We start from the raw sequence: 26,495 nt of genomic DNA, 5'->3' as shown, positions 1-26,495 counted from the left end.
CCGCCGACCATCCGTACTCCCCAGCGCCGAACGACAGGCACAAGGGAACGAACGAATGGAGATCTACGAAGATGCTGAAGAAGTCGATTCTTGCGGCGGCCGGCGCCGGCACCGCGATCGCGCTGATCTCGGCGTGCGGCACCGCCACCGACGACGCCCCGCCCCAGGTGCCGACATCTGCGTCCGCCGCGGCGAACCCCGAACCGGCAACCCCGGCGGCCGCCGGGCAGGTGGAGCTCGGCACCCGGGACACCGCACTCGGCGCGGTGCTCACCGACGGAGACGGCTTCACGCTCTACCGATTCGATGAGGACACACCCGGCTCCATCCGGTGCACCGGCCCCTGCGCCGAGATCTGGCCGCCCTCACTCGGAGCACCCCGGCCCGACGCCACCCTCGCCGCCCGCACGGGTGCCACGACGCGGCCGGACGGAACCGAGCAAATCACCTACGACGGCCACCCGCTCTACCGGTTCGCGAAAGACACCGCCCCCGGGCAGACGGGCGGCGACGGCGTCAAAGGAACCTGGCACGTGGTGACGGTCGACTCCGCCCATGGATGACGCCACCGCACCCCCGGTCAGGGCGCCACGCCCGGCGGTCAGTCGGCGCACTGCGCTGCTCGGCCTGGCCGCGGTCGGCGCGATCGCAGCAGTGGACGTCGGCGGGTTCCTCTGCGCGGCGGGGACACTGGACGCCGACGCTTTGACCCCGGCACGGCTGACCGACCGATTCGAGGAGGTCGCCGGGCACCACGACGGGTTCCGGCGCAATCACGCCAAAGGAGTCAGCGCGACCGGATATTTCACCGCCACCGGCGCCGGGTCCGCGGTCTCCACGGCCAGTGTTTTCCGGATCGGCCGGATCCCGGTGACCGGCCGGTTCTCACTCTCGGGTGGGAATCCGTCCACTCCGGACGCCGACGCCACGGTCCGCGGGCTGGGGTTGGCGTTCGACCTCCCCGATGGCGAGCAGTGGCGCACCGCGATGATCAACACCCCGGTGTTCCCCGACCGGACGCCAGACGGCTTCTACGAGCGGTTACTCGCATCGAAAGCGGACCCGGCCACCGGCAAGCCCGATCCGGATCGCATGGCGGCGTTTCTTTCCCGCCGCCCCGAGACCGCGGCGGCGATGAACCTCATCCGACAGCATCCACCGACCTCCGGGTTCGACAACAGCACCTACTACGGTCTCAACGCCTTCCTTTGCACCAACGACACCGGAGTCACGGTTCCGGTGCGATGGACACTGGTCCCTGAGGAACCGGCCCGCTCCCCCGGCCTGCCGGGGCGCGATTACCTCTTCGACACACTCACCGCGACAGTCTCGCGTCGACCGTTGCGGTGGCGGATGTTGCTCACGATCGGTCAACCCGGCGATAGGACCGACGACGCCACCCGGCCGTGGCCGCCGACCCGGCAGGTCCTCGACGTCGGCACCGTGATCATCGACGCGGTCCGGACCGAAGCGCCGCACAACGCGCGGGACCTCAACTTCGACCCGCTCATCCTCCCCACGGGCATTGCGCCCTCGGACGATCCCCTGCTCAGCGCCCGGTCCGCGGTCTACACCGAATCGTTCACCCGACGGTCCGGGGAGCCCAAAACACCGGCCCTCGTCGATGTGGATGGGGTGCGCGATGACCGCTGACCCGACCGACCGCCCGCTCCGGTTCGCGCCGACCGTCCGGTTGCTGCATTGGGCGATGGCGGTCATGGTGATCGCACAACTGCTCGTCGGCGCCGTCATGGTGACGACCCTCGACCACTACCATCTGCTGCGCTCGGTGCACGTCCCGTTGGGCGCCGCGATCCTCGCCCTGGTGATCGTCCGCATCGGCAATCGGCTGGTGCGCCGCGCGCCCGCACCACCCTCCACCATGAGACCGGCCGAGCGCCGGGTCGCAACCGCGTCGGAGTACCTGCTCTACGCGCTACTTGTGATCCAGCCACTCACCGGGTGGGCCATGCTCTCGGCCGGCGGCTACCCGATCATCCTCTACCAGCATCTGCACTTGCCCACGCTGATTGCACCCGATCCCAGCGTCTACGCGTTGTTGAGACAAGCTCACACCGCATTCGCCTACCTGCTGTTCTTCACCTTCACCGCACACATGTCCGCCGTCCTCTTCCATGTGCTGGTCCTGAACGACAGGCTCCTCGACCGGATGGCACCGTGGCGTACTCGCCGAAAGTCTTCGCCTACCTCGTCCCGGCCGGCACCTGCGCGGATCGTCGATGATATTGCTGCAGAGCAGGATTGAGGATGGTGATGCTCGCAGCACCGATGCCGAGACCGGCATGCGACTCGTGCCGGCCGCGTGATGGAGCACCAGTTCGGCCAGGTCGGTGAGCGGGAACATGCCCCAGACAGGGGTTCGGCCGGGAATGCTCTCACATTCTCGGCCGGATCTCTGCTTCTCGAGTGTTTCACCGTTGCCGATTACTCTCTCGATCCGCAACTACCAATGTACGCGCGGATGGCGGTCCACCGCAATGGCTCGCCTCTGTGGTTCATCGCTGCGAGCGAGAGCGTGGGCTACTTGACCGCGGTCAGGTACGTCGATCGTTTCGACAGATCGACAAGTTCTTCGGGGAGCTCCGGAACCGGCCGCCCGTAGGCAGCCGCCAGCTCGAGCGAAGTGGACCGCCGCACCGACCAGCCGTGCCCGGTCAACCACTGCACCGGATCGGCCCGCTCGTCACCGTAGAACAGCTCGGAGATGTCGATGTCGCCGAACGGATTATTCGCGAAATACTTCGCTCTGATGGCCTCGAAGCGTTGCATATCGGTTCCCGCCGCGAAGTTGTCCACGGCAAGGTGGCTGCCGGGACCGGACAGTTGGTCGATCCGCTCGAACAGCGCGTCGTGCGCCACGCCCGGGAGGTACGCCAGCAGCCCCTCCACCGACCAGGCGGTCGCCTTACCGGGGTCGAATCCGGCAGCTTGGAGGGCGGCAGGCCAGTCGTCTCGCAGATCGACGGCCACCGGGCGACGATCAGCCTTCGCCCTGGCGCCATGATCAGCGAGGACCCCCTCCTTGAATTCCAGCACCTGCGGTTGGTCGACCTCGAAGACCGTCGTGCCGGTCGGCCAGTCGAGGCGATACGCCCGTGCGTCCAACCCGGCCGCGAGGATCACCGCCTGTGAAACCCCTGAACTCGTGGCTGACGAGAAGAACTCGTCGAAGAATTTGGTCCGAGAACCCATGAATCCGGAGACCGGCATGTCCCCGAGTGTCGACGGGTCGGCCAACAGCCCGGTGAAATGCGGTTCACCCGCCGCTTCGACGAACCACCGCGCGTAGTCGTCCTGAATCAGCGCGTCGGGGCGCACTGTCTCCAACGCCCGAAATGTCGCCACTCCCAACGCGGTCAGGCCCACGCTACTGACGATGTCCCAACTGTCTCCATCGGTTCGCATCGCTGAAATACCCTCCCGATCTCGTCCCAATTCGGAGCCGACGACCGAGCAGCGCAGAGCGGCGACGAGGCCAGAGAAGTTCGGTAAGGCCTCACCGAAATCCGGGCCCAGCGTGATCGACCGAACCCGCGCAATTCTACGCTCGGGCCACCGCAATCAGCCGGAGCCGATTCGCCGACCTCGCACCCGCTCGGTCACATTCCCAGCCACCGCCGAGGTGACCAGGCCGAGTGGCACGGGACCGAACATGTGGTGTACAACATAGTCGGCCACGATGTGAATCAGATCACAACCGTGACCGTGAGGCACACATATCGGTATCCGACGAAAGCAGGACACATGGCGACAACCTCGATTGCCCCGACGACTCCCACCGGACGGCAGACGCCCCGGCGCAGCGGCACCATGAGCACCGCGGAGATCAAGTCGAGGATCGAGGCCATGTTCGCCGACGACCGCAGGCCCACCCGCCCCGCGGTCACGAACTGACGAATTCCCCGACGAGGGGATCGGATGAACACCGAGTGACCTGTCCATCCGATCCCCCGCCGCGCGTCGCACTCGAAAACGTTGCAGCACAAGCAGAGACATCGGGGCCCCGCAACCCGGGATGACGACCGGCAGGTTTACGGATGAACGACGTCCAGCAGTACGCGGACAGTCTCGCGGATCAGTTGAACCGCTCGATCGAAATCGACGACTGCGGTCTCAAGCCGCTCGCTTTGACCGAGCAGCACGGTGATCTCGACGATGTCCGCGTCCGGTCGATCCTCCAGCGACACTCGTCCCCGGAAGTATTCGAGTACGCATTCTCGCTCGATATCGCGCACGCCACCGGGCCGGTTCGGTTCCCCGCGAATCCGGCGTTGCAGACGTTGCCTCGGGTGTGCATTCCGATGCGGGCACACGGGGAACTCCAGGGATATCTGTGGCTGATCGACAGCCCGCCGCTCACAGATTCCGACATCACAGCAGCGGCCGGGACCGCCTCCGCGATCGCAGACCTGCTCCACCAGCAGTCTCAGTCGATGGCCACCGTGCTGGACCGCGAGTCTCAACTCGTGAGCGCACTGCTCGCCCCACCGCACAAGTCTTCACCGCCGGCCGACCTTCTCAGCGGCGAACCTCTCCTTCGATTTACCGAGCCCGCATGTGTGCTCACCATGAAGTTGGCACCGATCGATGCCGGCGGCGAGCCGCTGGACGTCCGAGCGATGCGGGGCGCCGCCCAGGAAGTCGCGTACGCCCGACCGGTGGGCCGTTCCCTCCTGGGGCACGGCGACGACACACTCCACCTGATTGTCAGTGCCGAGGTACACGCCGACCGCCTTCGCCCGTTCCGCCACGCTCTGGCACAGGCGGCCCGGCGGCGTGGATGGAAGTTGCACGGAACCGGCACCGGGGGCGCTGCCTCCGATCTCGATGGGCTGCGACGATCCGGAATGGAATCCAGCTATGCGGCAACCGTTGCACACGCGCGGAACGTCGAGCAGTTGGGCTGGAACGAGCTCGGAGCTGACCTCGTGTTCTATGGACTGCCGTGGACGACGGAAACCCTGGAGATTCTGTTCCCCGGCGCATCCCGTCTGTTCGATGCGGACAACACGCTGATTCGCGAGAGTTTGGACGCCTACTTCGATTGCGGCGGTGACACACGCCGCGCTGCCGCCCAACTGGCGGTGCACCGCACCACCCTCTACTACAGGCTCGACCGTGCGCAACAGCTTCTCGGAGAGGATTGGGCACAGGGCGAACGCAGAGCCGGACTCCAGCTCGCCCTCAGATTGGCGATGCTGATCCGCAACACCTGATGCGTGTTCAACCGTCAGTTTCCACGGACCACCTGGAGCTTTCGACAATGTCAGGAACACACGTCGCCGTTACTCGAACACAGACGGAAGACGCTCCCGCACGTCGGCCGTAGTGTTCGGAATCACAGTCGAGAACGTCGCATCGGTGCAGATGGACGCGCCGACAGACCCTCGCCGGCCACGTCGACGTGCCGGTTCCCTCGAACACTCGAACGAGGATTCCGGCGGGTGCACGGGCCGGAATCGGCGAGCTCGACCGTCGCGACTGATGAATACCCATCCTCTTTCCTGAAGGAGCCCCCGTGGCCACACACGCTCTCGATGACGCGAGACTCTCGCGGTTTCATCTGAAAACGACGCTCTACGGAAATGGCGGACATCTCTGCGACGGGTACATCCTCGGCGCCATTGTTCCCGCACTCCCCCTCTTCGCACAGTCTCATCCGATCGGTTCATTGATGAGCGGCTTTATCGGCGCCTCCGCACTGATCGGCGTGTTCCTGGGGAGCCTGTTGTTCGGCTGGGTCACCGACAAGATCGGCCGCCGGCGGATGTTCGTCATCGACCTCGCATTGTTCGTCGTCCTCTCCCTCGCTCAAATCGCCGTCACCGACGCCGTCATGTTGCTCGTTCTCCGGGTTCTGCTGGGGATTGCGGTCGGAGCCGACTACACGATCGCCACGACCCTCGTGGCCGAGTTCTCACCGCGGAAACACCGGGCCACCCTGCTCGCAGTGGGGCCGGCGATGTGGACAGTCGGGTACGTCCTCGCGATTGTCGTCGGAACGGCACTAGCCGAGGTCGGGGGCGCCGACGCCTGGCGCTGGATCCTGGCGACCAGCGCGGTCCCCGCGCTCATTCTGCTCATCCTCCGCCGGAATACACCCGAGTCACCGCGCTGGCTCGCTCAGAACGGACGAGCAGAGGAAGGCCTCGCGATTCTGCGGAAGCATGTCTCCCCGACCGCAACCCTCGCCGACCTCGCCGAGGAGGAGGCGGCGGAATCGTCTGGTTCACTGCGCGACGTGTTCGCCGCACAGCACCGCAAGCGTCTGGCATTCGCGTGCCTGTTCTGGTTCTGCCAGGTCGTTCCCTATTTCGCTGTCTTCACCTTCCTCCCCACCATCCTCGAATCACTCGACATCGAATCCGGCTTCTGGCAGACCACCAGTGTCAACCTCTTCCTTCTGATCGGCGGCGGCGTCGGCATCGTCACGATCGGCAAGATCGGTCGACGCCCCTACACCCTGATCTCCTTCGCACTTCTGACCGCATCGACACTGGCAATCGGCCTCTGGCAGAGCGCCCCCGCGGGCTATGTCATCGCCCTCTTCGCACTGTTCGCACTCATCTCGTCGGCGATGGCCGCACTCGACACCGTCTATCCCAGCGAACTGTTCCCGACCAGCATCCGCGCATCCGCGACCGGAATCTGCGTGTCCTTCAGCCGGATCGGGGCAGCGATCGGGACGCTTCTGCTGCCGGTAGGAATCGATAAGTTCGGAGCACACGGGGTCACGCTGATCACCGGTGTGGTGGCTGGTGTCGGTTTTCTCATCAGCATCGCCTGGGCACCGGAAACCGCGGGCCTGACCCTCGCGCAGGCCGCAGCCGACACCGAGGAAGCGCCGCAGAAATCCGACAGCGGCAGTCCTGACAGCAACTCGTCGTTCGTGTCTCAGGCGTAACCCGAACAGACGCCGTCAGTCAGCCGACCGACCGGCGCCATCAGCCCAACTCTCACTCGGAGGAACCTTCATGACTGTTCTCATCGACAGCAGCGACGACCTCACCCTCGACAACATCGCTCGGGTGGCCTGGATGGGCGAACAGTGCAGCATCAGTGATCGCGCACTGAGTGTCATCCGGTCCCGTCGACAAGAATTCGTCGACTTCGTCGAACAGAACGCGGATCGTCATCTCTACGGAATCACTACCAAACACCATGTCGGCGCGAAATCCGTTCTCGGCGACGAGGGCCGCGCAGAGTTCGCCACCCGACTGCCGTCGACACCCGCCACCGTCGGCCCGCGGCTGCCTGAACGCCTCCTCCGCGCCGCCGTCCTAGCCCGGCTCGCAGACGTGCTGAACGGGACGGCGTGCCTGCGCGTGGAAACAGTGCACCGGCTTCTCGACCTGCTCGAAACCGATCTTCCACCGGTTCCAGCCCGCGGAAACGGCGAGCCAGGCGACATAATTCCCCTGGGACACCTGCTCCGGACCCACTTCGACGGGTCCCTCGAGATCGGCGAGGGGATGGCACTCATCAATGGTTCCCCAGTGGCGGCGGCGGCCCTGGGTGACGCCGCACTGGCCGGACGGCATCGGATCACCGTCATGGAGCAGATGATGGCGCTGGGCGCGGTGGCGATCCATGCCCCGGCAGCTCACTACGCCCCCGAACTCGAGGCCGCCTGGCGCGACGAACACCAGGCCGAAGCCATACACAACATCCGCCGACTGATCGAGACCGACGACCACTCGTCCGAACTCCCCTATCAAGCGCCGGTGTCCTTCCGCAGTGGGCCACGCGTCATCGGATGGGCGCGGCGGGCGCAGGCCGCCGCCGAAGAATGCGCCGAGATCGCGCTCTCGGCGTCATCGAACAACCCGATCTTCGTCGGCCCGGCAATCCATCCGCCCCTCGGCGCGGTCCTGTCGAACGGCGGCTACCACAACCCCCTCGTCGCTCCGAGTCTCGATTCCCTCGCTCGCACGTGGGCCGATGTGTGCCAGTTGGTTACGGCCCAGGTCAATCGAATCGTCGAAGATCCCCGAGGGCTCGTCGCCACCGAACCCGAATCCCAGGTCAGCCTGCTCTACATGACGTCGGCAGGATGGGCGGAAGAGGCGCGCGCCGCCGCAACGACGTCACTGATCGGCCTGGGCGGAGCAGGTCAGACCGACACGGGAACACCCGACCTGCTTGCGTGGCGAAAAGCGCACGATGCCGGTGCAGCACTCGACAACAATCTCGCCGTCCTCGGCGTCGTGGCCAGCCACACACTCGCCCGCACGGGACAGCCGGTGCCACGACGGCTCGCGGCGCTCAGCCGGCAGATCCTTCGGCGCTTCCCCGTCGGAAGCGCACCTGTCGACTTCGGCGCACAACTCGAGTCGGTCGTCGACTTGCTCAGCCGACCCCGAGACGACGCGGCGGCACCCGTTTCCGAGTTGGCCACCACCTGAATCTCTTTCACCGAATCAACAGAAAGGAGACCGAGGTGACTGTTGCAGTGATCGGCGGCGGGGTTGTGGGGATGAGTACAGCGTGGAGCCTTCGCCGTCGCGGCGAGGACGTCACGGTCATCGAACGCGGTTCGATCGGCCGGTCGGCTTCCGGCGTCAATGCCGGTTGGATCACCCCGTCCCTGTCGACGCCCCTCGCCTCACCCGGTGTCGTCGGACTCGGACTCAAACACGCCTTCGACCCCAATGGCGCCTTGTCCATCCGGCCGCGGCTGGACACCGACTGGATCCGTTGGCTGTGGAAGTTCGCCCGCGCGTCCCGACCCTCGGCGTACGAGAGCGGAGTCCGGGCACTGCTGCAACTGAACACCCACACACTCGATCTGTTCGACGAGATGCGCGATGACGGTGTCGATTTCGAGATGCACTCGGCCGGGTTGCTCGCACTGGCACAATACGCCGACGGCCTGGAATGGTTCACCCAGCTGTTCGACCACCTGCTCCCGATGGGCTTCCCCGGCAGCGTCGAATATCTGTCCGGTGACGAAGCACGTCGACGCGACACTGCCGTGGGACCCGGGGTACAGGTTGCCGCCCACACCTCGATCGACCGGCACGTCAACCCGGAATCCCTGCTCCAAGGTCTGCACAAGCGGGTCAGTGAAATGGGCGTCACCGTACTCCAGGACACAGCCGTGCAGGCCGTCACTCCCGTAGGTGCGAGGTGGTCGATACGAATGCCGGACCACTCATTGGACGTCGACGACGTGGTCGTAACGCTCGGTGCCGCGACGAACGCGCTTCTCACGTCCCTGGGTTTCCGGTTGCCGATCATCGGAGCCAAGGGGTACTCGATCGACGTCCGAGGTGCCGGTAGCTCCCCACGCCACGCGCTGTACCTGATGGAGCCCAAGCTGGGACTGAGCCCCTACCACGACGCGGTACGCATCGCCGGCGCATTCGAACTACCTGCCCGCGACGAACGCGTCCCCGAGCGACGGATCCGACTCCTCCTGAACCAGGTGCATCCCTACTTGGCAGGATGGTCCCCGGACGCAGATGTCGACATTCGCTCCGGCAGAGCCGGACTACGGCCCGCGACACCGGACAGCCTGCCGTTCATCGGCCCAGCGCCCGGTCACCGCGGTCTCTACATTGCCGCCGGCCACGGCATGTTGGGTGTCACCCTGGCACCTGCCACAGCTGAGGGGATCGCCGAAATGGTCACCACCCGTCACATCCCGGAATCGATGCTTCCCTTCCAGTTCGCAGGACGCATCTGACGACAGACGCGGACGCTGTCGCTCGGCAATCAGAAACCCGGCGAGATCAATAGCGGGAGAATTGTGTGACTACGCGCGCCGGATGCAGAGGGGCACGAACCCTGCTCTTCGCTGCCGCCTGCCCGCCGATCCGCAGACAGTCGCCAATTGAAAGGTTTCACATCATGACCGACAATCCGATCGTCGAACTCGCAGTGGACGAGTCGTTCGCCACGCCCGCCGCCCCCGATCGGGTGGAGAGGGCCGCGGAAAGTCTGCGCCGCAATGGGTTCACCGCGCACATCGTCGACACCGTCGAAGAGGCGCACACCCTCGTCACCGACCTGCTCCCGACCGACAAGACAATCTTCACCTCGACCAGCGAGACGCTCCGACTCTCCGGCCTGGCGGAAACCATCAACTCCTCCGGCACGTTTCACAGCCTGCGCGCCGAGCAGTCCGACTGGGACCTGAGCGCACGACATGACGACGTACGCGTCACCCGCTCGGCACCCGAAGTGGTGGTCGGGAGCGTCCACGCCGTCACCGAAGACGGAAAGCTCGTGACCGCATCGGCGAGCGGCAGCCAACTCGCCCCCTACGCATCCGGCGCCACACAGGCCGTATGGGTGGTCGGAGCCCAAAAGGTGGTGCCCGATCTGGCCACCGCACTGCACCGCATCGAAACCTATTCCTATCCCAAAGAAGATGTCCGCGCCCAGCATGCCTACGGCGTCCGCAGCACGATCTCGAAAATCCTGATCAACGGACGCGAACTGGTCCCCGGCCGCGGAACCGTCGTTCTCATCCGCGAAGCCATCGGATTCTGAGCGCATTCGACCCCGGCGACGGCCGGCCAACCAACCGTCGATACGCAGCACCCTGCGCCGGCCGAACATATTAGGTCGCGAGGAAGTCCTCGATGATCGGGCCGAGTGTGGACGCGTTGGTGAGCAGGTCGACGTGGCCGCCGGGGTGTGTGTGTGGAGGGTGGCGTGCGGCAGCAGCCGGGCCATGATGTGGGCGTTGATGATCGGAATGATCGGGTCGTCGGTGCCGGCGACGATGAGGGTGGGTTGGCGGATCGCGGGGAGGGCGAACAGGCTCGACCACACCGACCCGGCCAGCAGCTGGTACAGATAGCCGCGGCGGGATCCGGCCGCCAGTTGATGGCCGACGATCTGGGCGATGTCAGCGTTGCCGAAATCGGCGCTGCCGCCGTAGATGGTCGCGGCGATCGAGGCCAGACAGTCGCGGTCGACGAACCGGCGGGGGTGAGCATCTTCGTCAGGACCGACGGCCGGGCGGGCACCATGAGGGCGCCGGTTGCGGTGGCGGCGAGGACCAGTCGCCGGCACCGGCGCGGATTCTGGAAGGCGACGATCACGTAGGTGTCCACGGTGATTTTGGTCAGGTCGACGGGGGTGCCCAGCATGCGCACTGCGCCCGGGGTGGTCAGCGCGTTGCTCAGTCCCATCTGCACCATGTCCTTGTGGAGTGTGGCGGCCATCCGGGTGGTGTCGACGTTCCAGAAGAGCACCGGATGTAGTTGTTGACCCAGTACCACCAGATCAGGTCGGTCGGGCGTAGCCAGGCGAACACCTCGGCCAGTGAGCGGCCCTCGAGGTACCCGCGAGCAGCCGAGACGCGGACAGCGGCCTTGGCGGTGGTCGGGTCGAGGGCGGCGGCGGAGAAGCCGGCTCGGCTCTGGTCCAACACGGCACGAGACACTCGGACCTCTCGCCGCGGACACCGAGAACGATGCGCGGCTCCGCGAAACGCTGCGCACCTTCCTGGGACACGGTTCCATCTACAAATCCGCCGCCGAGGAACTCCACCTGCACTTCAACTCGGTGAAGTACCGGGTCCAGCGCGGGATCGAACGCCGCGGCCACCCCCTCCCGAGGACCGCCTGGATGCCGAGATCGCCTTGCTGACCTGCCACTGCTTCGGTGCCGCAGTGCTCGCACCGAGCGAACAAGACTCGGGCACAATATAAATGGTGCCGTCGGCTTCCTCCGCGGCAGCATCCCCTCTCGCCACATCCGAACGTCGGTCACGTCTACATCGCGATGTCGATCTCGATCAGTCCGCCCTGTCCACCAGCGCCTTGCCGGTTACCGCACGTCCACGATCGTTCCCAGGTCATGAACGTGGTCTTCTGCCGGGACACTCGTCGCCGCGATGTCGCCGCGCGCCCCGCGCACTAACACCCTCCCTCGGCCTATTGCCAATGCGACCGGCACTGCAACAACGATGGAGACCAGGGCGACGCCCGCATCGAACGCAAGCCGCATGACGCCGACCGCACTGGCCGCCGTTTGAGATATGCGCATGCTTCCTCCAAGGGTCTTAGCGAGTTGTATAAGCACCCTTACCGCAATCTTTCCACTAACCGTAGCCAAGGCGTGGATGAAACGTCGACACGCATCTCCCGAACGGCGAAATGCAGCCAAAGGGCGGCTCGAGTGCGGCACTCACCAGACGCAGCAGACTGTCCGGTATCGTTTGCGGCGCCGCCTCTCCCCTTCTCGGGCGACGTACGCATCAGCCGAGTTCCGTCCGGTGCGGTATCCAGTTCCGGCATTCGGCGCTGGCGGGCAAACCCGTCGCCGCCGGTGGCGGCACGATCGCCTCGCAACCCCGATCTGATGCCGAAGGACTCACACGTTGCCCGGCCGCGAACCGAGGCGAGGACTCCCGGAACATCGGAGGCCGACCGGCACGCACCGCCGTCGCTTGCCGAACTCCGCACGCCGGTCAGCGATCTGCCGCAAAGTGAACATCAGTCGTATAGGCGGTAACCGGATGTCGATAGTCGACATCCTGGTGACCGCCGGCGATAAAGTAACGAAGCGATGCCGCCTCAATCTGGAGGCATACGGGTGGACGGGCGACGTCGCTAATGGCTGGCGCGCCTTGTTCTGGACGTGACGGCAAGACCTCGGTTGCGGTTCACCCCGTGGCCGGGGTCGACCATGGGGTGCGACAAGGGCAATGACCGCAGTCCGGTCGGGGCAGCGTCGGCCAATCCGATCCGTGTTGAATGCATCTGCCGACACCATGAGCCTACCGACCTTGCGGTTCGCCTCCGCACGCGATCTGTTCGCATGCGGTGAACCAGCCCTGCAGCTCTCCGTCAATCCTTGTCGAAAATGGTCGCGAGCTCGGCGATCCGCGAGACCCCCGGTCCGCCGGGTCGCATAGCAGAACGTACTCCCCCGCGAGATACGACTTCCGAAACGGCCGGCGAGTCGCCGGGTCACCATTATGTATCACCACACACGGTAGGGCCCTACTCAGCTGACGGAGAACGCACTGCCTTTCGGTGTGGCGTGGTGGACTGCCCGCGTTCCCGAGGTCCTCGATCTGCTCGTCAAACATGTGAAGGATGAGAATCCGGCCGGGAGGTCGACGATGTTGTCGGCTGCTCCGGTGGAACGGAGCGCCGCGGGTCGCGATCCTGGTAACGACCCGGCGGCACCCCAACCGAAACCTGTTCGGGTTCTTGCTCAGTTGAGCTTCTGCGGCACACCGTAGGTCATGACGGTGTCACCGTTGGCCGTCACGGCCATCGCGTACGGCCGGATGGTGACCGGTCCGATCGCGCCGGAAATGGACCCGTGAACGCCCTGCATCCGCACCAGCGCCTCGGGTCCGTCGAACTCCTGGCCCTCGAGCAGCGGGACCGTGGTGATACCGCCCGGCTCCAGGTCGATGTCCAGCTCTTGCGACGGGATGATGTCACCCGCCAACTCCGCGTTGGTCCCCGCGCTCAGATCCAGCGTGAAGTCGGGGACGAGCCCCAGGTCGATTCCGGTGTCCGACCCGATCGCGAACCCGAGGCCGGGCGAATTGAGGACGATGGTCGCACCTGCCAGCGCAACCGGGTAGCCGATCTGATATCCGACGGTGAGCTGCGTCCCCTCGAACTCCGCCGCATCGGGACCGCTGATGTTCACACCGGCGTATCCATTGTGGAAGAACTCGACGCTGGTCGGTACGCCGTCGAGCGGCGGAACGACCTGATACTGCGTGTCGCCCTGCAAGACCTCGATGCGATTGCCGTCCGCGTCGATGACGGAACTGGAGTTGTCGACACCGGCCGAGGCGGTGCCATTACCAATGACCACGGCGAGCACGGCAATGCCCGCTACCGCCGCCATGCGGGTGAAGGATTTGCGTCCGGGTCGAGCTGTGCTGATGTTCGTCATGCCGATCCCCATTCAGTACGTACTGCAACCGATACGAAAAAGCATGCAGAGCCTAACCATTCGGGCCCCTCGACGTCCTCGTGTTGTTCAGAAGTTCACAAGCGTTTCGTGTGGTCCGCCCCCGCTGACCTGGCAGTTCGTGGCACGATCTGGCGGGCGAGAGCGGTCGACAGTGGCGGGGCGTGCGGAGCAGGTCAGACCAGCGTGGACCGGGAGTTCGCCACCGAGGCCCCCGAGAACGTTCACCCAGACTTCCCGGTCACTTTCTCTCCGACGATTGTGGGCGACCCCTACGCTGAGAAAGTGTCGCGGCAACCGATGTCGACCCATCACGATGCGACACCTCGACCCCGCCTCGCTGACGTCAGTACCGAACTGACACCAGCAGCCCGGCGGGGTCCCGTATGTCGAGACCCTGCGGTACGCACCTGGTCTCGACCGGTAGCCGGCTGAGGAGCGCCGCTCCAACGGGAAGATGTCGACCACTGCCGTGGCCCCAAAAGGTCAGCGTGGATGACACGCGCCTCCGTTCAGATCCCCTGAGCGGGCGCATCCACGGATGCAGTGTGTGCGTGGTCTACCGGATTCGCCGGTTTGCGCACGAAGGCGCATGCCGCGATCAGCACGAACGAGAGGATCCCGGCAACAAGAAAGACCATTCGCACTCCCTCGGCAATGGCCTCCGGTGAATCGTGAGGGTGACCGGATCGTGAGGCGACAACCGTCATCACGGTGACGAACAGTGCCGTACCGGCAGCACCGGCCACCTGCTGGAACGTGCCCACCACTGCGGAGCCGTGCGCATACAGGTGAGCGGCCACCGATCCCAATCCCGATGTCATCAACGGCGTAAAGGTCGCCGACAGGCCGAGGCACAGCGCCATATTCGACAACAGGAGCCACCACAATGAGGTGGACGTGTTCACCGTCGTCAGCATCCACACTCCGGCGCTGACGAGGATCGAGCCGGGGATGACCAGCACGAGAGGACCGCGCCGGTCGTAGACGCGGCCCACGATCGGTCCCGCCAGACCCATCAGAAGGCCGCCAGGCAGCGTGATGAGACCGGTCTCGAACGGATCGAGGTAAATCACCGACTGCGCGAAGTAGGGAACGATGATGAAGGTGCCCATCATCGTTGCCATGCCGACCAGCATCGCGACCACAGAGATGCTGAACTGGCGGTATCCGAACACGCGCAGGTCCAGCAGGGCGCGGTCCTCGCGTTGCAGCCGGAACTGTCGGCCGAGGAACCCGGACAACGCCACCGCACCGATGAGGAACGGCACCACCACCGGGATCGTCGGGGAGTCCTGGGCCGATTCACCGATGCTCACCAGGCCGTACACCAGGCCACCGAACCCGAGTACCGCCAGGGGGATCGACAGAATGTCAACGCCGGCCTTCGTCGTCTCGGACACCGAAACAACGAATCGTGCGCCGAGGACCAATGTGACCAGCGCGATGGGGGCAACGAATCCGAAGATCCAACGCCACCCGAAGTGGTCGAGGATGAAACCGGACAGGGTGGGGCCGAGAGCAGGCGCAACCGCGATCACAATGGAGATGTTGCCCATCATCGCACCGCGACGGGCGGGCGGCACCAGCGTCATGATCGTCGTCATCAGCAGCGGCAGCATCAGGGCTGTCCCGGATGCCTGCACGATTCGGGCGAACAGCAGCACACCGAAGCCTGGTGCCGCGAAAGCGATCAGCGTTCCCGCCGTGAACAGCGACATGGCGAGCACGAACAGAGTGCGCGTCGGGATGCGCTGGATGAGATAGCCGGTGAGCGGGATGATCACCGCCATCGTGAGCATGAACGCTGTCGTCAGCCACTGCCCCACGCTGGGATGAACGCCCAATTCGACCTGGAGGACCGGGATGGCGATGCTCATCACCGTCTCGTTGAGGATCACCACAAAGCTGGCAACCAACAGGACACCGATCACCTGCAGGTGTCGGCGTTCGATTCGATCGTCGGCTCTTTCCTCGTCGTTCACGAGGCCAGCGGGTTCGGTCACGGTGAACCTTTCGGATGGTGGGAACTGCGGACATCCCGGCGAATGACGGGGCAGGGCAGCCACCGAATCTACCTACCACCGGGGTTCTGCCGCCAATTGTTTTCCGTGCTCAATTCGGGCGACGCGGGGCACCGGCCACCCAGCTCAGCGACAGGTGAGACCGGTGGGTTCCTCAGCGCCCCTGATCACGACTCCGAGCGGCCACACGCGAAACCGATTTGCGGGTTGCTCCGGTCGCACGTCGGACTCAGCACGACCTCGAACGACTATCCGCGGAAAGGGTCTACCGTCGAGGTGAGACTCCAGAGATGAGGCCACGGTGAGTACATCCGATAACAAGCGACGAGACGTCCTCGACGAGCACACGCTCCACATGGGCGCGGGCTTCAAAGAGCAGGACCGGTCGCACGTGCTGGAAGTGTTGTCGGCGCTCGCGCCGCACCTGGGGCGTTGGGACCCCAGCGATGTGGATGTGGAAATCTCGGTGAAAGACCGAGGCGGCAAGGAACAGCGAGTCACGTTACGCACGACGCTCCCCGGCCTTCCGCCATTAGTGGCAGCCGCCACCGATCCGCACCTGGTTCAGGCTCTCGGCGCAGCGAAGCATGAGTTGATCCGGCAGATCGAAGACCAGAAGTCGGCGCGGGAACCTAAGAACAACCGACAGCTCAGGAACAAGACGATCCGACATCTGAGATAGTCACGCAGATCGACGGTATCGCGATAGGGCTTGCTGCCGATTACGACCACGTACAGGTGGTGGTACGGCAACTAGTGGGATCGATCAGGGATCGCAATGTGGTGAACAGCGTAGGCCAGTCGGGGCCGTAGGGCATCACCACGTCGACACGATTCTCATTCAAGAGAGTGTCAAACACGTTCAGTCAGAACGACAATCACGCATTCACGGTGTCCCACCGATTGGTGTTGCACAAACGGCCGAATGCCAGTCACCGCGACTTCTTGTCAAGATCCCACAAAGCAGCCCTCGCGAAGTATCCGAGCCGTGGGCCCCCGCAGCCACCTGTGGTCCGACAAGCGTCCCAAGGCCAGATCCGGCAATCCGTTCTGCTCAGCAGCGGCTTCCGCGAGGCGATCCTCGGCGAGCCCGTCGATTTCGAGTGGGAGCGCTTGACCGACAAAGACAGCTACGTCTTCGGGGCCACGAACATGTGCCCCCGCCGTGGAGGCCACACAACTACAACCCCGCACAGTTGCCCGGCTCCACGCTCGACCTCAACGTCCCGCCGCCTATCCCCACGGGCAGAGTCGAATAACGTCCCGAGCGCACCTTCACCGACCGCACCCATAGCGTCCAAGGACATCGACGCCGTGGTGGACGCCGCCGTCAGCGCTGGGCTGCGCCACAAGGTCGCCCGGCTGGCCCCGCTCCGCGTGATCAAGGGACAACAGCGAACACCGGCTATTCGGGAGTCCAACGGCTGCTCACCGTCCACCCGACGCGATCGAAGCCGGATCTGCCCCGCATTGAAGGTCAGTCGCCCCTGTTGGCGGCCATCGGGGCGGACGATCATGGAGACAGGCACGACATTGTAGGAGGACCTCATGACACACCACAACGACCCTCTCGCGCACGCCCAGCACACCGCACATGAGTGGCTGAAGGTTGTCGCCGAGCGGCTCGGGACCGAAGACCGCAACTACACCTACCGGGTGCTGCGGGCATGGCTACATCTGGTTCGCGACCGGCTCACCGTGGACAGCGCAGTGCATCTCGCCGCCCAGCTGCCCGAGTTCCTGCGAGGAGTCTATTTCGAGGGCTGGGTACCGAGCAAGGTGCCCATCCGATACGACACCACCGGGTTCACCACCCTGTTCGCATACGAAGGCGGCATCAGCCCCGCCGACGTCCCCGCCACCGCCAGTGCAATCTCCGCCGGGCTGAGTGCGCTGTTCTCGCCCGGGCAACTCGACCATGTGTTCGCACAGATGCCGAGCGGGCTCCGCGGCGAACTCGCGAGCGAAACCCCCACCCCTGCCGCCGCGCCGCGAGCCTCCGCCGAGCATCGCCGACTGAACGCCATGGAGGACAGGGTGCAGGCGCTGACCGACGCGGTTTCGGCACTGGCCCACGGCCTCGAAGAACTCCCGACAGAGGAACCGCCACGTAGCCGGGCGGCAAAGGCAGCTCAGGAAGCGCACCGAATCCTGATGGTGGCGGGCACGGCCAAGCGATAGCCCGGCCTGTTTCCGGCTGACCCCAAGAACCGGACACCGCGCCGCCGAGCCCCGTGAGCAGGACCCGAGCGTGACCCGTGGACCTATTCGTGCCGTGTGGGCTACCCGGCCCAACCGGGCGTCACACCCGCGAGCGCAGGTCTGCGGCGAGTTCCGTCACGGTTCCCGTGGCGCAGCTACGGTTGTCGCCGACGCCGCCGGAGGCGCCTCGTTTCGCCCAGCCGACCACATACAGTCCGTCGAGCGACTCGCCCGTCTCGAGCGAGATCACTCGTCCTCGGCGGTTGGGCACGACCCCCCGCTCGTCCACGGGGATGCCGTCTATCTGCTTCGTCGTGAATCCGGTGGCGCATATCGCGGAGTCCGCGAGGAAGGTCCGACCGGCCGTCGTGGTGACGGCGACACCGCCGGCCACTGCCTTCCCGAGATCGGTCACCTCCTGTCCGAAGGACAAAACAATGCGCAGCCTGCCCTCGTCAGTGGCGGTCGGGCCGTCTGCCGCCCAGATATCGGCAGCGGGCAGGGCGGAAAGGTCACGTAGCAGCGGGGCGTCTGCACCGGCGCTCGGCGGACGGCCGTAGCGGTCGATCAGCACCTCGGCGTTCTCGAGGTCCAGAAGCTCATAGAACGCCGACGGCGTGAAGGAGGCGCGATCCGGGGTCGATCGCGACAACACCACCACCTCCGTCACCGCTTGGGCCGCGGCACCTCGGTCGCGTGTCTTGGCCATCCATCGGATGACATCGAAGGCGACGTTTCCCGCCCCGATCACGAGGGATCTCGGTCCCAGTGGCCCGCGCGGGCGAAAGCCGTTCGCCCCACAGTTCTCGGCCACCAGAATGTCGATGGCCTCATAGATACCCTCGCCGCGGTCCACAGTCGTGGGCCCGAGTCCCCGGGGCTGTGAAGCGCCACACGCGAGCACTATGGCGTCGAATCTGTTTCGGAGGTCTTCGACCGAGACATCCACCCCGACTTCTGTGTTGTGCACGATCGTGACGCGATCGTCGTTGAAGGGCACGTCGAAGAGCCGGATCATATCGCGAACGCCGACGTGGTCCCGGGAGACGCCTCGGTGCAGTAGGCCCCCGATCTCGCCGTGCTGTTCGAAGACGGTGATGCGTACCGAGGTCGATCGCCGAAGGAGTTCGCGAATGGTGTACATCGCCGCCGGCCCGGATCCAACGACGGCGATCCTCAGCCTGTCGCTCGGCCTCCCCAGCGGTTGCTCGAAGCGAATCCGTCGCGACCGGGGCCGGGACTTGGCGGGAGCTTGCTCGAAGAACTCTGCGTTGCGGGCCGCGTAGGGCCGTTCGGTGACGGTCAACGTCCACTCGGGTTTGATGGCAGACGCCGGGCAGGCCTCGACACAGGCGGTGCAATCGATACACGAGCGCGGGTCGATGAAAAGCGACTCGGCCGACTCGAAACCCGCTTCGCCGGGAGCGGGATGAATGCAATTCTGCGGGCACACCCGCACGCACGAAGCATCCTTACAGCAATGCCCCAGGACAACGTGGGTCATAACGACTCCTGCTTGCTCAGAGAAGATTCGATTTTCGGTAGATCCATCGCGCGCCGAAATTCAGCAGCCCTTCTCTGCTCAGGAATTCGATAAACGGTTCTGCGGCCCTGCGGAACATTATCCGGTGGTGTTCATTTGCGGCGATTTCCGGCCCCACGACTTTCCAATCCAGGCCGAGGTCCTCGTACATTCGACGATTGATCAGGCTCTTCGCGACGAGATGCGTTCCAATCGCGATGACCAGGGTGCTGATAAACCGTCGGACGCGCGAAATCTTGATCAGCCGGGTGCGGATTTTCTGACGCGCGTACGCCATGTGCCGGGATTCCTCGATAACATGGATATAGCATGCCCTGCGGATGGGCGCAGCGACGTCTTCGCTCGCCATCCAGTCACGTTGCATGACGTCGAAGATCTCTTCTCCGGCCAGTACGATTCCGTACGCCACCTCGTCCCACGCGATGGTCCTGAACAGCCATCCGAAAAAGTCCAGTGAGCGGTCGCGTCGATAGAAGTGCGATCCGATGCTGTCGATGACGTTGACGAACATCAACGAATGCAGGTTCTCGTCGGCGCATTCGTTGAACAGGAACTTGACGTCCGAGCGGGCGGGGTCCGCACTGTGACTGGCCCGCAGCAATGCCACCTGCAATCCCACCTCCAGCCAGATTCCGACGCCCAAGAACTGCGCGACCTCGCTTCTGGTGAGGCGGACGCGTTCCGACTCTGCCATGGAGTCCCACGTAGCGGTGCCGAAGAGAGGTGACCACTCGGGCGTCATCCCGTGAAATTCGTCGCCGTCTGAATCAGGTTGGCAAACTAGCGGGTCCCGCGGATCGAATGAGAGGCGCTTGGCCGATTCCAAGAGAGTCTCGAATATCGCATCCCTTCCGGAAGTCGTCATCCTTCCTTACTCCTATTTCCTATTCCAATCGAATCGCGAATCGCGAATCGATCAGAGATCTAATGTGTTTATCCGGGGTGCATAAACTCACCCTTGTGCTCCGTCTCGACTGTGTTCCGCCCGGCACGTTAGTCGGTTACGGCAGCAATCGCAGAACTTGCAGCGTACCTCGCCACCGATTCGGCGATCGAGTTGCAGCATCCATTGAATTGATCTTGAACGCCTCGGCGTTTTCGTGAGAATTCAAGTAACATGCAGTTGTTCCGGGGAAACCGTGGCCGATATCGACACGGATCGACGTGCGCTGCAGCTCTTGAACGAGTCGACGCCGGCCACGTGCTCGCCTCAATCGCAATCGTGCTCGACGTCCAGATCCTGGTCGGCCGAATGGCCATGGGCCGGGAGTTCGGAGCGACCGAGCCACCGCGGGTCGCGCCCGCGTGATGGGCGGCCTCTCTCCGCGTGATGGGAACCGCGTTCGCCACCGGACAAGCCTCCGGAATCGCCGCCGCCCAGCAAGCCCTGACCGGTGAGGTCACCACCGCCACGGCCCGCCACGAGTTGCAGCGCCAAGGCGCGCGGCTGCCCGAATCCGTCCACGCCTGACCCCGAACCGCCGTTCTCGGCCGTCATTTCCACATGTCACCAGGAGTTCACACGGTCCACAAGATCGCCCTCGAAGAACACTTCGGGGCCACCGACCCCAACATCGTCGAACAGTCCGCCGCCCACTTCCGCGCCGACGCCTGGCCTACCGGGACATGCTGCTCGACATCCACGACACCCGTCTGCACCTGATGGACGAGTGCGACATCGACAAGGCCGTCCTCTCCCTCCTGTCCCCGGCATCCAGTCCCTGCACGACGCCGCCCAGGCCGTCGACTGGGCACAACAACTCAACGACTACGCCGCCAAACACGTCGCCCACCGCCCGGACCGATTCGTCTCATTCGCCGCACTACCCATGCAGGACCCCGCCGCAGCCACCACCGAAATACGCCGCGCCGTCACCGAACTCGGCCTCGTCGGCGCCCTCGTCAACGGATTCTCCCAATTCGGCGACGAAAACACCGTCGTCTACCTCGACGACCCCCGATACGCCGAATTCTGGTCCACCGTCGCCGAACTCGACGTCCCCGTCTACCTGCACCCGCGTGACCCCCTCGAATCCACCACCCCGCAATACCACGGCCACCCCTGGCTCTACGGTTCCGCATGGGCGTTCTCCGTCGAAACCGGAACCCACGCACTCCGCCTGATGGGCAGCGGACTGTTCGACCGGCACCCCAACCTGAACATCATCCTCGGCCACCTCGGAGAACTGCTGCCGTTCAACATCTGGCGAACCGACCACCGCATCGCGGTGGCACCGCGCGGCATCGACAGCCAGCACTCGTTCGGCCACTACCTCCGCAACAACTTCTACCTCACCACCAGTGGAAACTTCCGCACCCCGGCGCTACTGAACACCATCCAGGAAGTCGGCGCCGACCGCCTGCTGTTCGCCGCCGACGACCGTTCGAGGACGTGCGCGAAGCGGCCGATTGGTTCGACCGACTCGAAATCAACAACAACGACCACATCAAGATCGCACGCACCAACGCACTGGCCTTACTGAAACTCTGAGCAATACCAGCCCACGCAGCGACCGTCGCCGGCGCTCCACGCGTGAGACAGCTGGGTGGTCGCTCCCAGTGGGCGGCCATCCAGCTTCTGCCCGTCATCGATCGACAACGATGTGGAGATCGGACTGCGCCCGTACTTGGCGGTAGACAGCATTTCAACACCCCCCTCGAGAAGACTTTCGAATAACCACACCGCCGGACTGCACGGACAGGTCCGGCAGCCGGACTTGGTGACACGCTCCCCAGCACTGGGTGCGTCGTCGCATCCGGGGCACTGCCAGCCGGATTGAGAACCCTGCGAGAAACGCAACTCGAGAAACTCTGCGCCCCCAGAACGATCTGCAACGATGACCACCCGTTCGCAGGTTGTGCGCGAACGTGCCGCAGCAAGGGGTCAGGTATGGCTGCGCACCTATCGACGCCTCGATCACGATCTCATGTCGGTGATCGAAAAGCGCAGCTGCAGATCCAAGCCGGCGACGGCCACCGCCCATTGCCTCCGGCGGATAGGGGGAGCAGTGTGAAACACGGGGAAATGACCGGCGACGCCGCGTCGGCGCCGCCCTGAGGAGAAGGGTGCCGATCGTGTTCGCACGCTCAACAACAATTCATGCGCATCCGTCGTACATCGACGCCGGAATCAAGCATGTACGCGACACTGTAATGCCCGCGCTGGCGGACACCGAGGGCTGCCTCGGAATGTCCCTGCTGGTCGATCGCGGCTCGGGCCGGTGCATCGCGACCAGTTCATGGCGAGACGAGGAATCTCTGCGCGCCAGCGAGGGACCGGTCCTGAAGCTGCGTGACGACGCAGCCGAGGTCTTCCACGGCACCACGGAGGTCTCGCGGTGGGACATCGCTGTCATGCATCGCGACCACCATTCGGATCGCGGGGCCTGTTGCCGGGTCACCTGGATCAAGACCGAGCCGGCCCACATGGACCGCGCCGTCGACGTGTGGAAGATGGCCGCACTGCCCAAGATGGAGGAACTCGACGGCTTCTGCAGCGCCAGCCTGATGCTCGACCACGCCGCGGGTCGCGGGGTGTCGTCGCTGACATTCGACAGCGCCGAGGCGATGGAACGCAACAGAGAACGCATCGACAGCATCCGGGACGAAGGAGTTCGCGAGGCGAACGCCGAGGTTCTCGATACTTGCGAGTTCGAGCTGGCCATCGCGCATCTACACGTCCCCGAGATGGCGTGAGTTGTCGAACCGCCCAGAAGGATAATCTGCCAACCGCTTTCGGCGACTGCCGCAAGCGGGTGGCCGTCATTCGAGACGGACAGTGGCGACGACAAGCTGTCTGTGGATCAATCCCAACAACATGATGAAGTGAATTCGAGGGCAGCGGCGGCCGGGATGGACATTGCCCACGGATCATCCACAGGGGGCCGCAATCCCCCGACGGGGTCGACGGTGGCGGAAGCTTGGGGCCAACTGTTCCCGGCTCGAGAAAGATCACCCTGCGCCCGGCTCGGACAGCCTGATCGCCGACTACGAAACGTGGCGCCGGCCGCGCCCTCGATCCCCGTCCGGCGGACCGGCGAATTGCCCGACTTGTCCTATCCGGGACTTTCGGCCTCGCGCGGTCGTCCGCGCGTCCTGTACAACTGAACAGGGATGCCGGTTTGTGACATGAACCACACCTAACCGTTATCTTACGACCCGATTACCTAGAGCTGAACCCCACGCCCGGAAGCACCCGCAGTGGCAGTGCGGGTACCGATCCGGACGAACGGAAAGGACACCTCACATGCTGCTGCCGATGTCACCGACCGATTCGCTGTTCCTCCTCGGCGAGTCGCGGGAGCATCCCATGCACGTCGGCGGCCTGGCGACCTTCACCCCACCGGATGGCACCGACACGGACGAGATGGGGGCCTTGTTCGAGGTGGCGCTGGACTCCGACGAGGTGGCACCGCTGCTGCGCCGACGCGCCCGCCGATCGGTGACCACCCTCGGGCAGTGGGGTTGGGAGACCGTGACCGACGTCGACGTCGACTATCACGTGCACCGCAACGCCCTCCCCCGCCCGGGTGGCATGCCGGAACTGATGACATTGGTGTCGCGACTGCACGGCACGCCACTCGATCGCAGCCGCCCGCTGTGGGAGATGCACCTGATCGAAGGCCTCGCCGATGGCCGCTACGCCGTGTACACCAAGATTCACCACGCCCTCGCCGACGGCGCGTCCGCGATGAACCTGTTGCGCCGCAGCATGAGTGCGGACCCTTCCCGAAGGGGCATGCCCGCCCCCTGGCAACCCACCGCACCCCTGACGGCGACCGACGTGGCCGGTCCGGTGCCAGTGTCATCGTCGCCAACGAATCTGCGGGGTATGTCGGGCCGAGTCCTGCGCGGAGTCCGCGGCGCGGCCGGGGAAGTCGCCGGCCTGGCACCGGCGCTGGCCGGCACCGTGGACCGCGCCCTACGCGCCGAGGGCGGGCCGCTGTCGACGCGGGCGCCGCACACGATGTTCAACGTCTCGATCGGGGGTGCCCGGCACTTCGCCGCTCGCACCTGGCCGCTCGAACGGATACGGCTGCTCGCCAAACACGCCGACGCCACCGTCAACGACATCATCCTGGCGATGTCCGCCGGAGCTCTGCGCGGCTACCTTCACGATCTCGGCGCGCTGCCCGCCGAGCCGCTGATCGCGATGGTCCCGGTCTCCCTGCGCCCCACCAACTGCGGCATCGATGCGGAATCCGCAAGCGGGAACCGGATCGGGGTGCTGATGTGCAACCTCGCCACCCACCTGCCCGACCCCGCCCACCGCCTCGACACCGTGCGCACCTGCATGCGCGAAGGCAAACACGCCCTCGGCGCGATGAGCCCCGCCCAAGTGCTGGCGATGAGCGCCCTCGGTGCCGCCCCCCTCGGCATCGAAATGCTCCTCGGCCGGCGGGGACCTCAGCGGCCGCCCTTCAACCTGGTGATCTCCAACGTCGCCGGACCCGACACCCCGCTGTACTGGAACGGCGCCCGCCTCGACTCCCTGTACCCCTTGTCGATCCCGGTCACCGGACAAGCCCTGAACATCACCTGCACCAGTAGCGACGACCAACTCGTCTTCGGGCTGACCGGCTGCCGGCGCACCGTCCCGAACCTGCACCCGACGCTCGACCACCTCGACGGCGAACTCCACGCCCTCGAACAGGTTGTCGGCCTGTAACACCACCCCGGGGCCGGGATCAAGACCCCGGATTGCGGCCCTCTCCGCCGACCGCCACACCATCGGCACCCGATAGGAAGGAAACCCATTAACATCCACAAGGCTCTGCTCATGATGCTGCTCGGCGGCACCACCGGCCTCCAGGTCCTCCTCCGCCGCCGCACCCCACGGAGCCGCGGACGGGGCGCGCCGTTCCACGCCAACGGCTGACACGCCTCGAGGTCGTGGCCCGAATACGCTGCGAGACCATGTCAGGGCGATGGACAGCGGGCACGCGGCTCGTGCTGCCCGGCCGGTGCTGCGGATCGGCGGCAGCTCGTACCGCCGCCCGTCCCCGACTGGTCACCCGGCTAGAAGTCGACCCCGTAGCCCTCGAGCCACCGTGCGGGGGTGAACCACGGTGTATCGAGGTGGTACTCCTTGTCGAGGGCGTCCAGGATCGCATGCGCATCCGCCCCGCGGTAGCTCTCGTACATCCGAACATGAAGTCCTGAACGCTTTTTCACTGCATCGAATAGAATGCCGTGACGGAACAGAACCGTCTCGGAGGGGCGTACCACGATGTTGCCGCCGGGGTGGGCCGCACCTCCGGCCACCACCTCGACACACAACACCATGCGGGGATCTGTCGAGAGCACAACCAGCAGCAAATCCCGATCATGGGGGTCCGGCGCCCCGTGCCACGGCCTTCTACCCTCCGTGCCGCCAACCGCAACGCACTCGAGCGCCCGCCGCCAGGGCCGACCTTCGACGATGTGCAACCGGCCACCGGACCTCAGCGGCGGAAGGAGACAATCCCCCGCAGACCCGGATGCGGAGACATGCGTAGTTCCGTGTTCGGTCGTCATACTCCCGGCGTGCCCGTAGCCATCCGTCCCGAAACATCGGACTGCCCGCACCGGCCGGATCCGCAAACGCCTCCATTGAGTCCCCCGTCCGTCGCCCTCGCCGCGGACTTCTTCGCGTCGCCCCAAGGCCCCGGCCACTTCCAACACCCGCCATGCATTCGAGAGCTGACCCGCTCGGTGGATAATGTCCGTTTCGCTAAGAATTTCCGTCCGATTTTCCATTTTCGGTGCATACAGTGGGGTACAGCATTTTGGCTGAGGCGAGCATTGCGTAATGGACGTAGAGTGGG

22 protein-coding genes and 3 pseudogenes are annotated in these 26,495 nt (G+C 65.1%); 17 read left to right on the top strand and 8 right to left on the bottom strand.

The window, feature by feature from the left end:
- Positions 1-71 precede the first annotated feature (71 nt).
- The 3 genes from DTA22_RS33680 to DTA22_RS33670 are packed head-to-tail and all read left to right on the top strand — an operon-like array spanning position 72 to position 2,266.
- A complete protein-coding gene (locus DTA22_RS33680) occupies positions 72-563 on the top strand; it encodes a COG4315 family predicted lipoprotein (RefSeq protein WP_112302294.1) in 492 nt (163 codons plus the stop codon).
- Positions 556-1,653 (top strand): catalase family peroxidase, encoded by a 1,098-nt coding sequence (locus DTA22_RS33675; protein ID WP_112302293.1) that lies wholly within the window; start codon positions 556-558, stop codon positions 1,651-1,653. The genes DTA22_RS33680 and DTA22_RS33675 overlap by 8 nt, the downstream gene beginning before the upstream one ends.
- Entirely contained in the window at positions 1,643-2,266 is a 624-nt protein-coding gene (locus tag DTA22_RS33670; RefSeq protein WP_112302292.1) for a cytochrome b, read from the top strand. Before DTA22_RS33675 ends, DTA22_RS33670 begins: the two co-directional genes overlap by 11 nt.
- Positions 2,267-2,541: 275 nt before the next feature.
- Here the strand turns inward: DTA22_RS33670 and DTA22_RS33665 are convergent, their stop codons facing one another.
- Positions 2,542-3,426: a class I SAM-dependent methyltransferase gene (locus DTA22_RS33665; protein ID WP_112302291.1), complete on the bottom strand. Its 885-nt coding sequence runs from the start codon at positions 3,424-3,426 to the stop codon at positions 2,542-2,544.
- Between the two features lie 339 nt (positions 3,427-3,765).
- On the opposite strand from DTA22_RS33665, the gene DTA22_RS36390 reads away from it, so the two are divergent.
- The 6 genes from DTA22_RS36390 (at position 3,766) to DTA22_RS33640 (ending at position 10,518) form a co-directional block, all read left to right on the top strand.
- A complete protein-coding gene (locus DTA22_RS36390; protein WP_009473232.1) occupies positions 3,766-3,915 on the top strand; it encodes a hypothetical protein in 150 nt (49 codons plus the stop codon).
- Positions 3,916-4,058: 143 nt separating this feature from the next.
- Positions 4,059-5,237: a PucR family transcriptional regulator gene (locus DTA22_RS33660; RefSeq protein ID WP_112302290.1), complete on the top strand. Its 1,179-nt coding sequence runs from the start codon at positions 4,059-4,061 to the stop codon at positions 5,235-5,237.
- A 302-nt stretch (positions 5,238-5,539) separates the two neighbouring features.
- Positions 5,540-6,925: an MFS transporter gene (locus DTA22_RS33655; protein WP_146777813.1), complete on the top strand. Its 1,386-nt coding sequence runs from the start codon at positions 5,540-5,542 to the stop codon at positions 6,923-6,925.
- Positions 6,926-6,995: 70 nt separating this feature from the next.
- The gene (locus DTA22_RS33650) at positions 6,996-8,426 is read left to right on the top strand and encodes an aromatic amino acid lyase (protein ID WP_112302289.1); all 1,431 of its coding nucleotides are present in this window, start codon (positions 6,996-6,998) and stop codon (positions 8,424-8,426) included.
- 35 nt (positions 8,427-8,461) lie between these two features.
- Positions 8,462-9,709 carry an NAD(P)/FAD-dependent oxidoreductase gene (locus tag DTA22_RS33645; protein WP_146777812.1) on the top strand — a complete coding sequence of 416 codons (1,248 nt, stop codon included), beginning with the start codon at positions 8,462-8,464 and terminating at the stop codon, positions 9,707-9,709.
- A gap of 164 nt (positions 9,710-9,873) precedes the next feature.
- On the top strand, positions 9,874-10,518 hold the full coding sequence (locus DTA22_RS33640) for an LUD domain-containing protein (RefSeq protein ID WP_037227787.1): 645 nt from the start codon (positions 9,874-9,876) through the stop codon (positions 10,516-10,518).
- Between the two features lie 70 nt (positions 10,519-10,588).
- Here the strand turns inward: DTA22_RS33640 and DTA22_RS36940 are convergent.
- Together DTA22_RS36940 and DTA22_RS33630 are read right to left on the bottom strand one after the other, a co-directional pair.
- A pseudogene (locus DTA22_RS36940) lies at positions 10,589-11,066 on the bottom strand (alpha/beta fold hydrolase); the annotation flags it as partial.
- Between the two features lie 3 nt (positions 11,067-11,069).
- A pseudogene (locus DTA22_RS33630) lies at positions 11,070-11,407 on the bottom strand (PHA/PHB synthase family protein); the annotation flags it as partial.
- 5 nt (positions 11,408-11,412) lie between these two features.
- On the opposite strand from DTA22_RS33630, the pseudogene DTA22_RS33625 reads away from it, so the two are divergent.
- A pseudogene (locus tag DTA22_RS33625) lies at positions 11,413-11,687 on the top strand (helix-turn-helix domain-containing protein); the annotation flags it as partial.
- Positions 11,688-13,200: 1,513 nt separating this feature from the next.
- Here the strand turns inward: DTA22_RS33625 and DTA22_RS33615 are convergent.
- Both DTA22_RS33615 and DTA22_RS33610 read right to left on the bottom strand, forming a co-directional pair.
- Positions 13,201-13,902, bottom strand: a complete 702-nt coding sequence (locus DTA22_RS33615; protein WP_112302410.1) for an MspA family porin — start codon at positions 13,900-13,902, stop codon at positions 13,201-13,203.
- Positions 13,903-14,432: 530 nt separating this feature from the next.
- Positions 14,433-15,926 carry an MDR family MFS transporter gene (locus DTA22_RS33610; RefSeq protein WP_112302286.1) on the bottom strand — a complete coding sequence of 498 codons (1,494 nt, stop codon included), beginning with the start codon at positions 15,924-15,926 and terminating at the stop codon, positions 14,433-14,435.
- Between the two features lie 319 nt (positions 15,927-16,245).
- On the opposite strand from DTA22_RS33610, the gene DTA22_RS33605 reads away from it, so the two are divergent.
- A complete protein-coding gene (locus DTA22_RS33605) occupies positions 16,246-16,626 on the top strand; it encodes a hypothetical protein (protein ID WP_235214446.1) in 381 nt (126 codons plus the stop codon).
- A gap of 866 nt (positions 16,627-17,492) precedes the next feature.
- Positions 17,493-18,125: a DUF2267 domain-containing protein gene (locus tag DTA22_RS33595; protein WP_037227792.1), complete on the top strand. Its 633-nt coding sequence runs from the start codon at positions 17,493-17,495 to the stop codon at positions 18,123-18,125.
- A 121-nt stretch (positions 18,126-18,246) separates the two neighbouring features.
- Here DTA22_RS33595 and DTA22_RS33590 read toward each other — a convergent pair whose 3' ends face one another.
- Positions 18,247-19,650, bottom strand: a complete 1,404-nt coding sequence (locus DTA22_RS33590; RefSeq protein ID WP_112302284.1) for an FAD/NAD(P)-binding protein — start codon at positions 19,648-19,650, stop codon at positions 18,247-18,249.
- 16 nt (positions 19,651-19,666) lie between these two features.
- On the bottom strand, positions 19,667-20,554 hold the full coding sequence (locus tag DTA22_RS33585) for an AurF N-oxygenase family protein (RefSeq protein ID WP_037227795.1): 888 nt from the start codon (positions 20,552-20,554) through the stop codon (positions 19,667-19,669).
- A gap of 465 nt (positions 20,555-21,019) precedes the next feature.
- On the opposite strand from DTA22_RS33585, the gene DTA22_RS33580 reads away from it, so the two are divergent.
- From DTA22_RS33580 to DTA22_RS33565, 5 genes are all read left to right on the top strand, one after another.
- The gene (locus DTA22_RS33580) at positions 21,020-21,160 is read left to right on the top strand and encodes a hypothetical protein (protein ID WP_245973290.1); all 141 of its coding nucleotides are present in this window, start codon (positions 21,020-21,022) and stop codon (positions 21,158-21,160) included.
- Between the two features lie 33 nt (positions 21,161-21,193).
- Positions 21,194-21,352, top strand: coding sequence for a hypothetical protein (locus DTA22_RS36935; RefSeq protein ID WP_160118541.1), 159 nt, complete (start codon positions 21,194-21,196; stop codon positions 21,350-21,352).
- Positions 21,353-21,359: 7 nt separating this feature from the next.
- On the top strand, positions 21,360-22,172 hold the full coding sequence (locus DTA22_RS33575; RefSeq protein ID WP_245973291.1) for an amidohydrolase family protein: 813 nt from the start codon (positions 21,360-21,362) through the stop codon (positions 22,170-22,172).
- A 583-nt stretch (positions 22,173-22,755) separates the two neighbouring features.
- Positions 22,756-23,385: an antibiotic biosynthesis monooxygenase gene (locus tag DTA22_RS33570; protein ID WP_112302283.1), complete on the top strand. Its 630-nt coding sequence runs from the start codon at positions 22,756-22,758 to the stop codon at positions 23,383-23,385.
- A 550-nt stretch (positions 23,386-23,935) separates the two neighbouring features.
- Entirely contained in the window at positions 23,936-25,357 is a 1,422-nt protein-coding gene (locus DTA22_RS33565; protein WP_112302282.1) for a WS/DGAT/MGAT family O-acyltransferase, read from the top strand.
- A gap of 350 nt (positions 25,358-25,707) precedes the next feature.
- On the opposite strand, the gene DTA22_RS36930 is transcribed toward DTA22_RS33565, so the two are convergent.
- Positions 25,708-25,833 carry a hypothetical protein gene (locus DTA22_RS36930; protein WP_255309565.1) on the bottom strand — a complete coding sequence of 42 codons (126 nt, stop codon included), beginning with the start codon at positions 25,831-25,833 and terminating at the stop codon, positions 25,708-25,710.
- Positions 25,834-26,495: the final 662 nt, after the last annotated feature.

Source organism: Rhodococcus wratislaviensis (assembly GCF_900455735.1).
Lineage (GTDB): Bacteria > Actinomycetota > Actinomycetes > Mycobacteriales > Mycobacteriaceae > Rhodococcus_F > Rhodococcus_F wratislaviensis.
Note: the sequence above shows the minus strand (reverse complement) of the source record. Positions and strands in the feature narration are given on the sequence as shown.

Excerpts from the sequence above, each read along its gene's own strand:
- DTA22_RS33680 (WP_112302294.1), top strand. The coding sequence starts at position 72 with ATGCTGAAGAAGTCGATTCTTGCGGCGGCCGGCGCCGGCACCGCGATC.
- DTA22_RS33675 (WP_112302293.1), top strand. The coding sequence starts at position 556 with ATGGATGACGCCACCGCACCCCCGGTCAGGGCGCCACGCCCGGCGGTC.
- DTA22_RS33670 (WP_112302292.1), top strand. The coding sequence starts at position 1,643 with ATGACCGCTGACCCGACCGACCGCCCGCTCCGGTTCGCGCCGACCGTC.
- DTA22_RS33665 (WP_112302291.1), bottom strand. The coding sequence starts at position 3,426 with ATGCGAACCGATGGAGACAGTTGGGACATCGTCAGTAGCGTGGGCCTG.
- DTA22_RS36390 (WP_009473232.1), top strand. The coding sequence starts at position 3,766 with ATGGCGACAACCTCGATTGCCCCGACGACTCCCACCGGACGGCAGACG.
- DTA22_RS33660 (WP_112302290.1), top strand. The coding sequence starts at position 4,059 with ATGAACGACGTCCAGCAGTACGCGGACAGTCTCGCGGATCAGTTGAAC.
- DTA22_RS33650 (WP_112302289.1), top strand. The coding sequence starts at position 6,996 with ATGACTGTTCTCATCGACAGCAGCGACGACCTCACCCTCGACAACATC.
- DTA22_RS33640 (WP_037227787.1), top strand. The coding sequence starts at position 9,874 with ATGACCGACAATCCGATCGTCGAACTCGCAGTGGACGAGTCGTTCGCC.
- DTA22_RS33615 (WP_112302410.1), bottom strand. The coding sequence starts at position 13,902 with ATGACGAACATCAGCACAGCTCGACCCGGACGCAAATCCTTCACCCGC.
- DTA22_RS33595 (WP_037227792.1), top strand. The coding sequence starts at position 17,493 with ATGACACACCACAACGACCCTCTCGCGCACGCCCAGCACACCGCACAT.
- DTA22_RS33590 (WP_112302284.1), bottom strand. The coding sequence starts at position 19,650 with ATGACCCACGTTGTCCTGGGGCATTGCTGTAAGGATGCTTCGTGCGTG.
- DTA22_RS33585 (WP_037227795.1), bottom strand. The coding sequence starts at position 20,554 with ATGACGACTTCCGGAAGGGATGCGATATTCGAGACTCTCTTGGAATCG.
- DTA22_RS33580 (WP_245973290.1), top strand. The coding sequence starts at position 21,020 with ATGGGAACCGCGTTCGCCACCGGACAAGCCTCCGGAATCGCCGCCGCC.
- DTA22_RS36935 (WP_160118541.1), top strand. The coding sequence starts at position 21,194 with ATGTCACCAGGAGTTCACACGGTCCACAAGATCGCCCTCGAAGAACAC.
- DTA22_RS33565 (WP_112302282.1), top strand. The coding sequence starts at position 23,936 with ATGCTGCTGCCGATGTCACCGACCGATTCGCTGTTCCTCCTCGGCGAG.
- DTA22_RS36930 (WP_255309565.1), bottom strand. The coding sequence starts at position 25,833 with ATGTACGAGAGCTACCGCGGGGCGGATGCGCATGCGATCCTGGACGCC.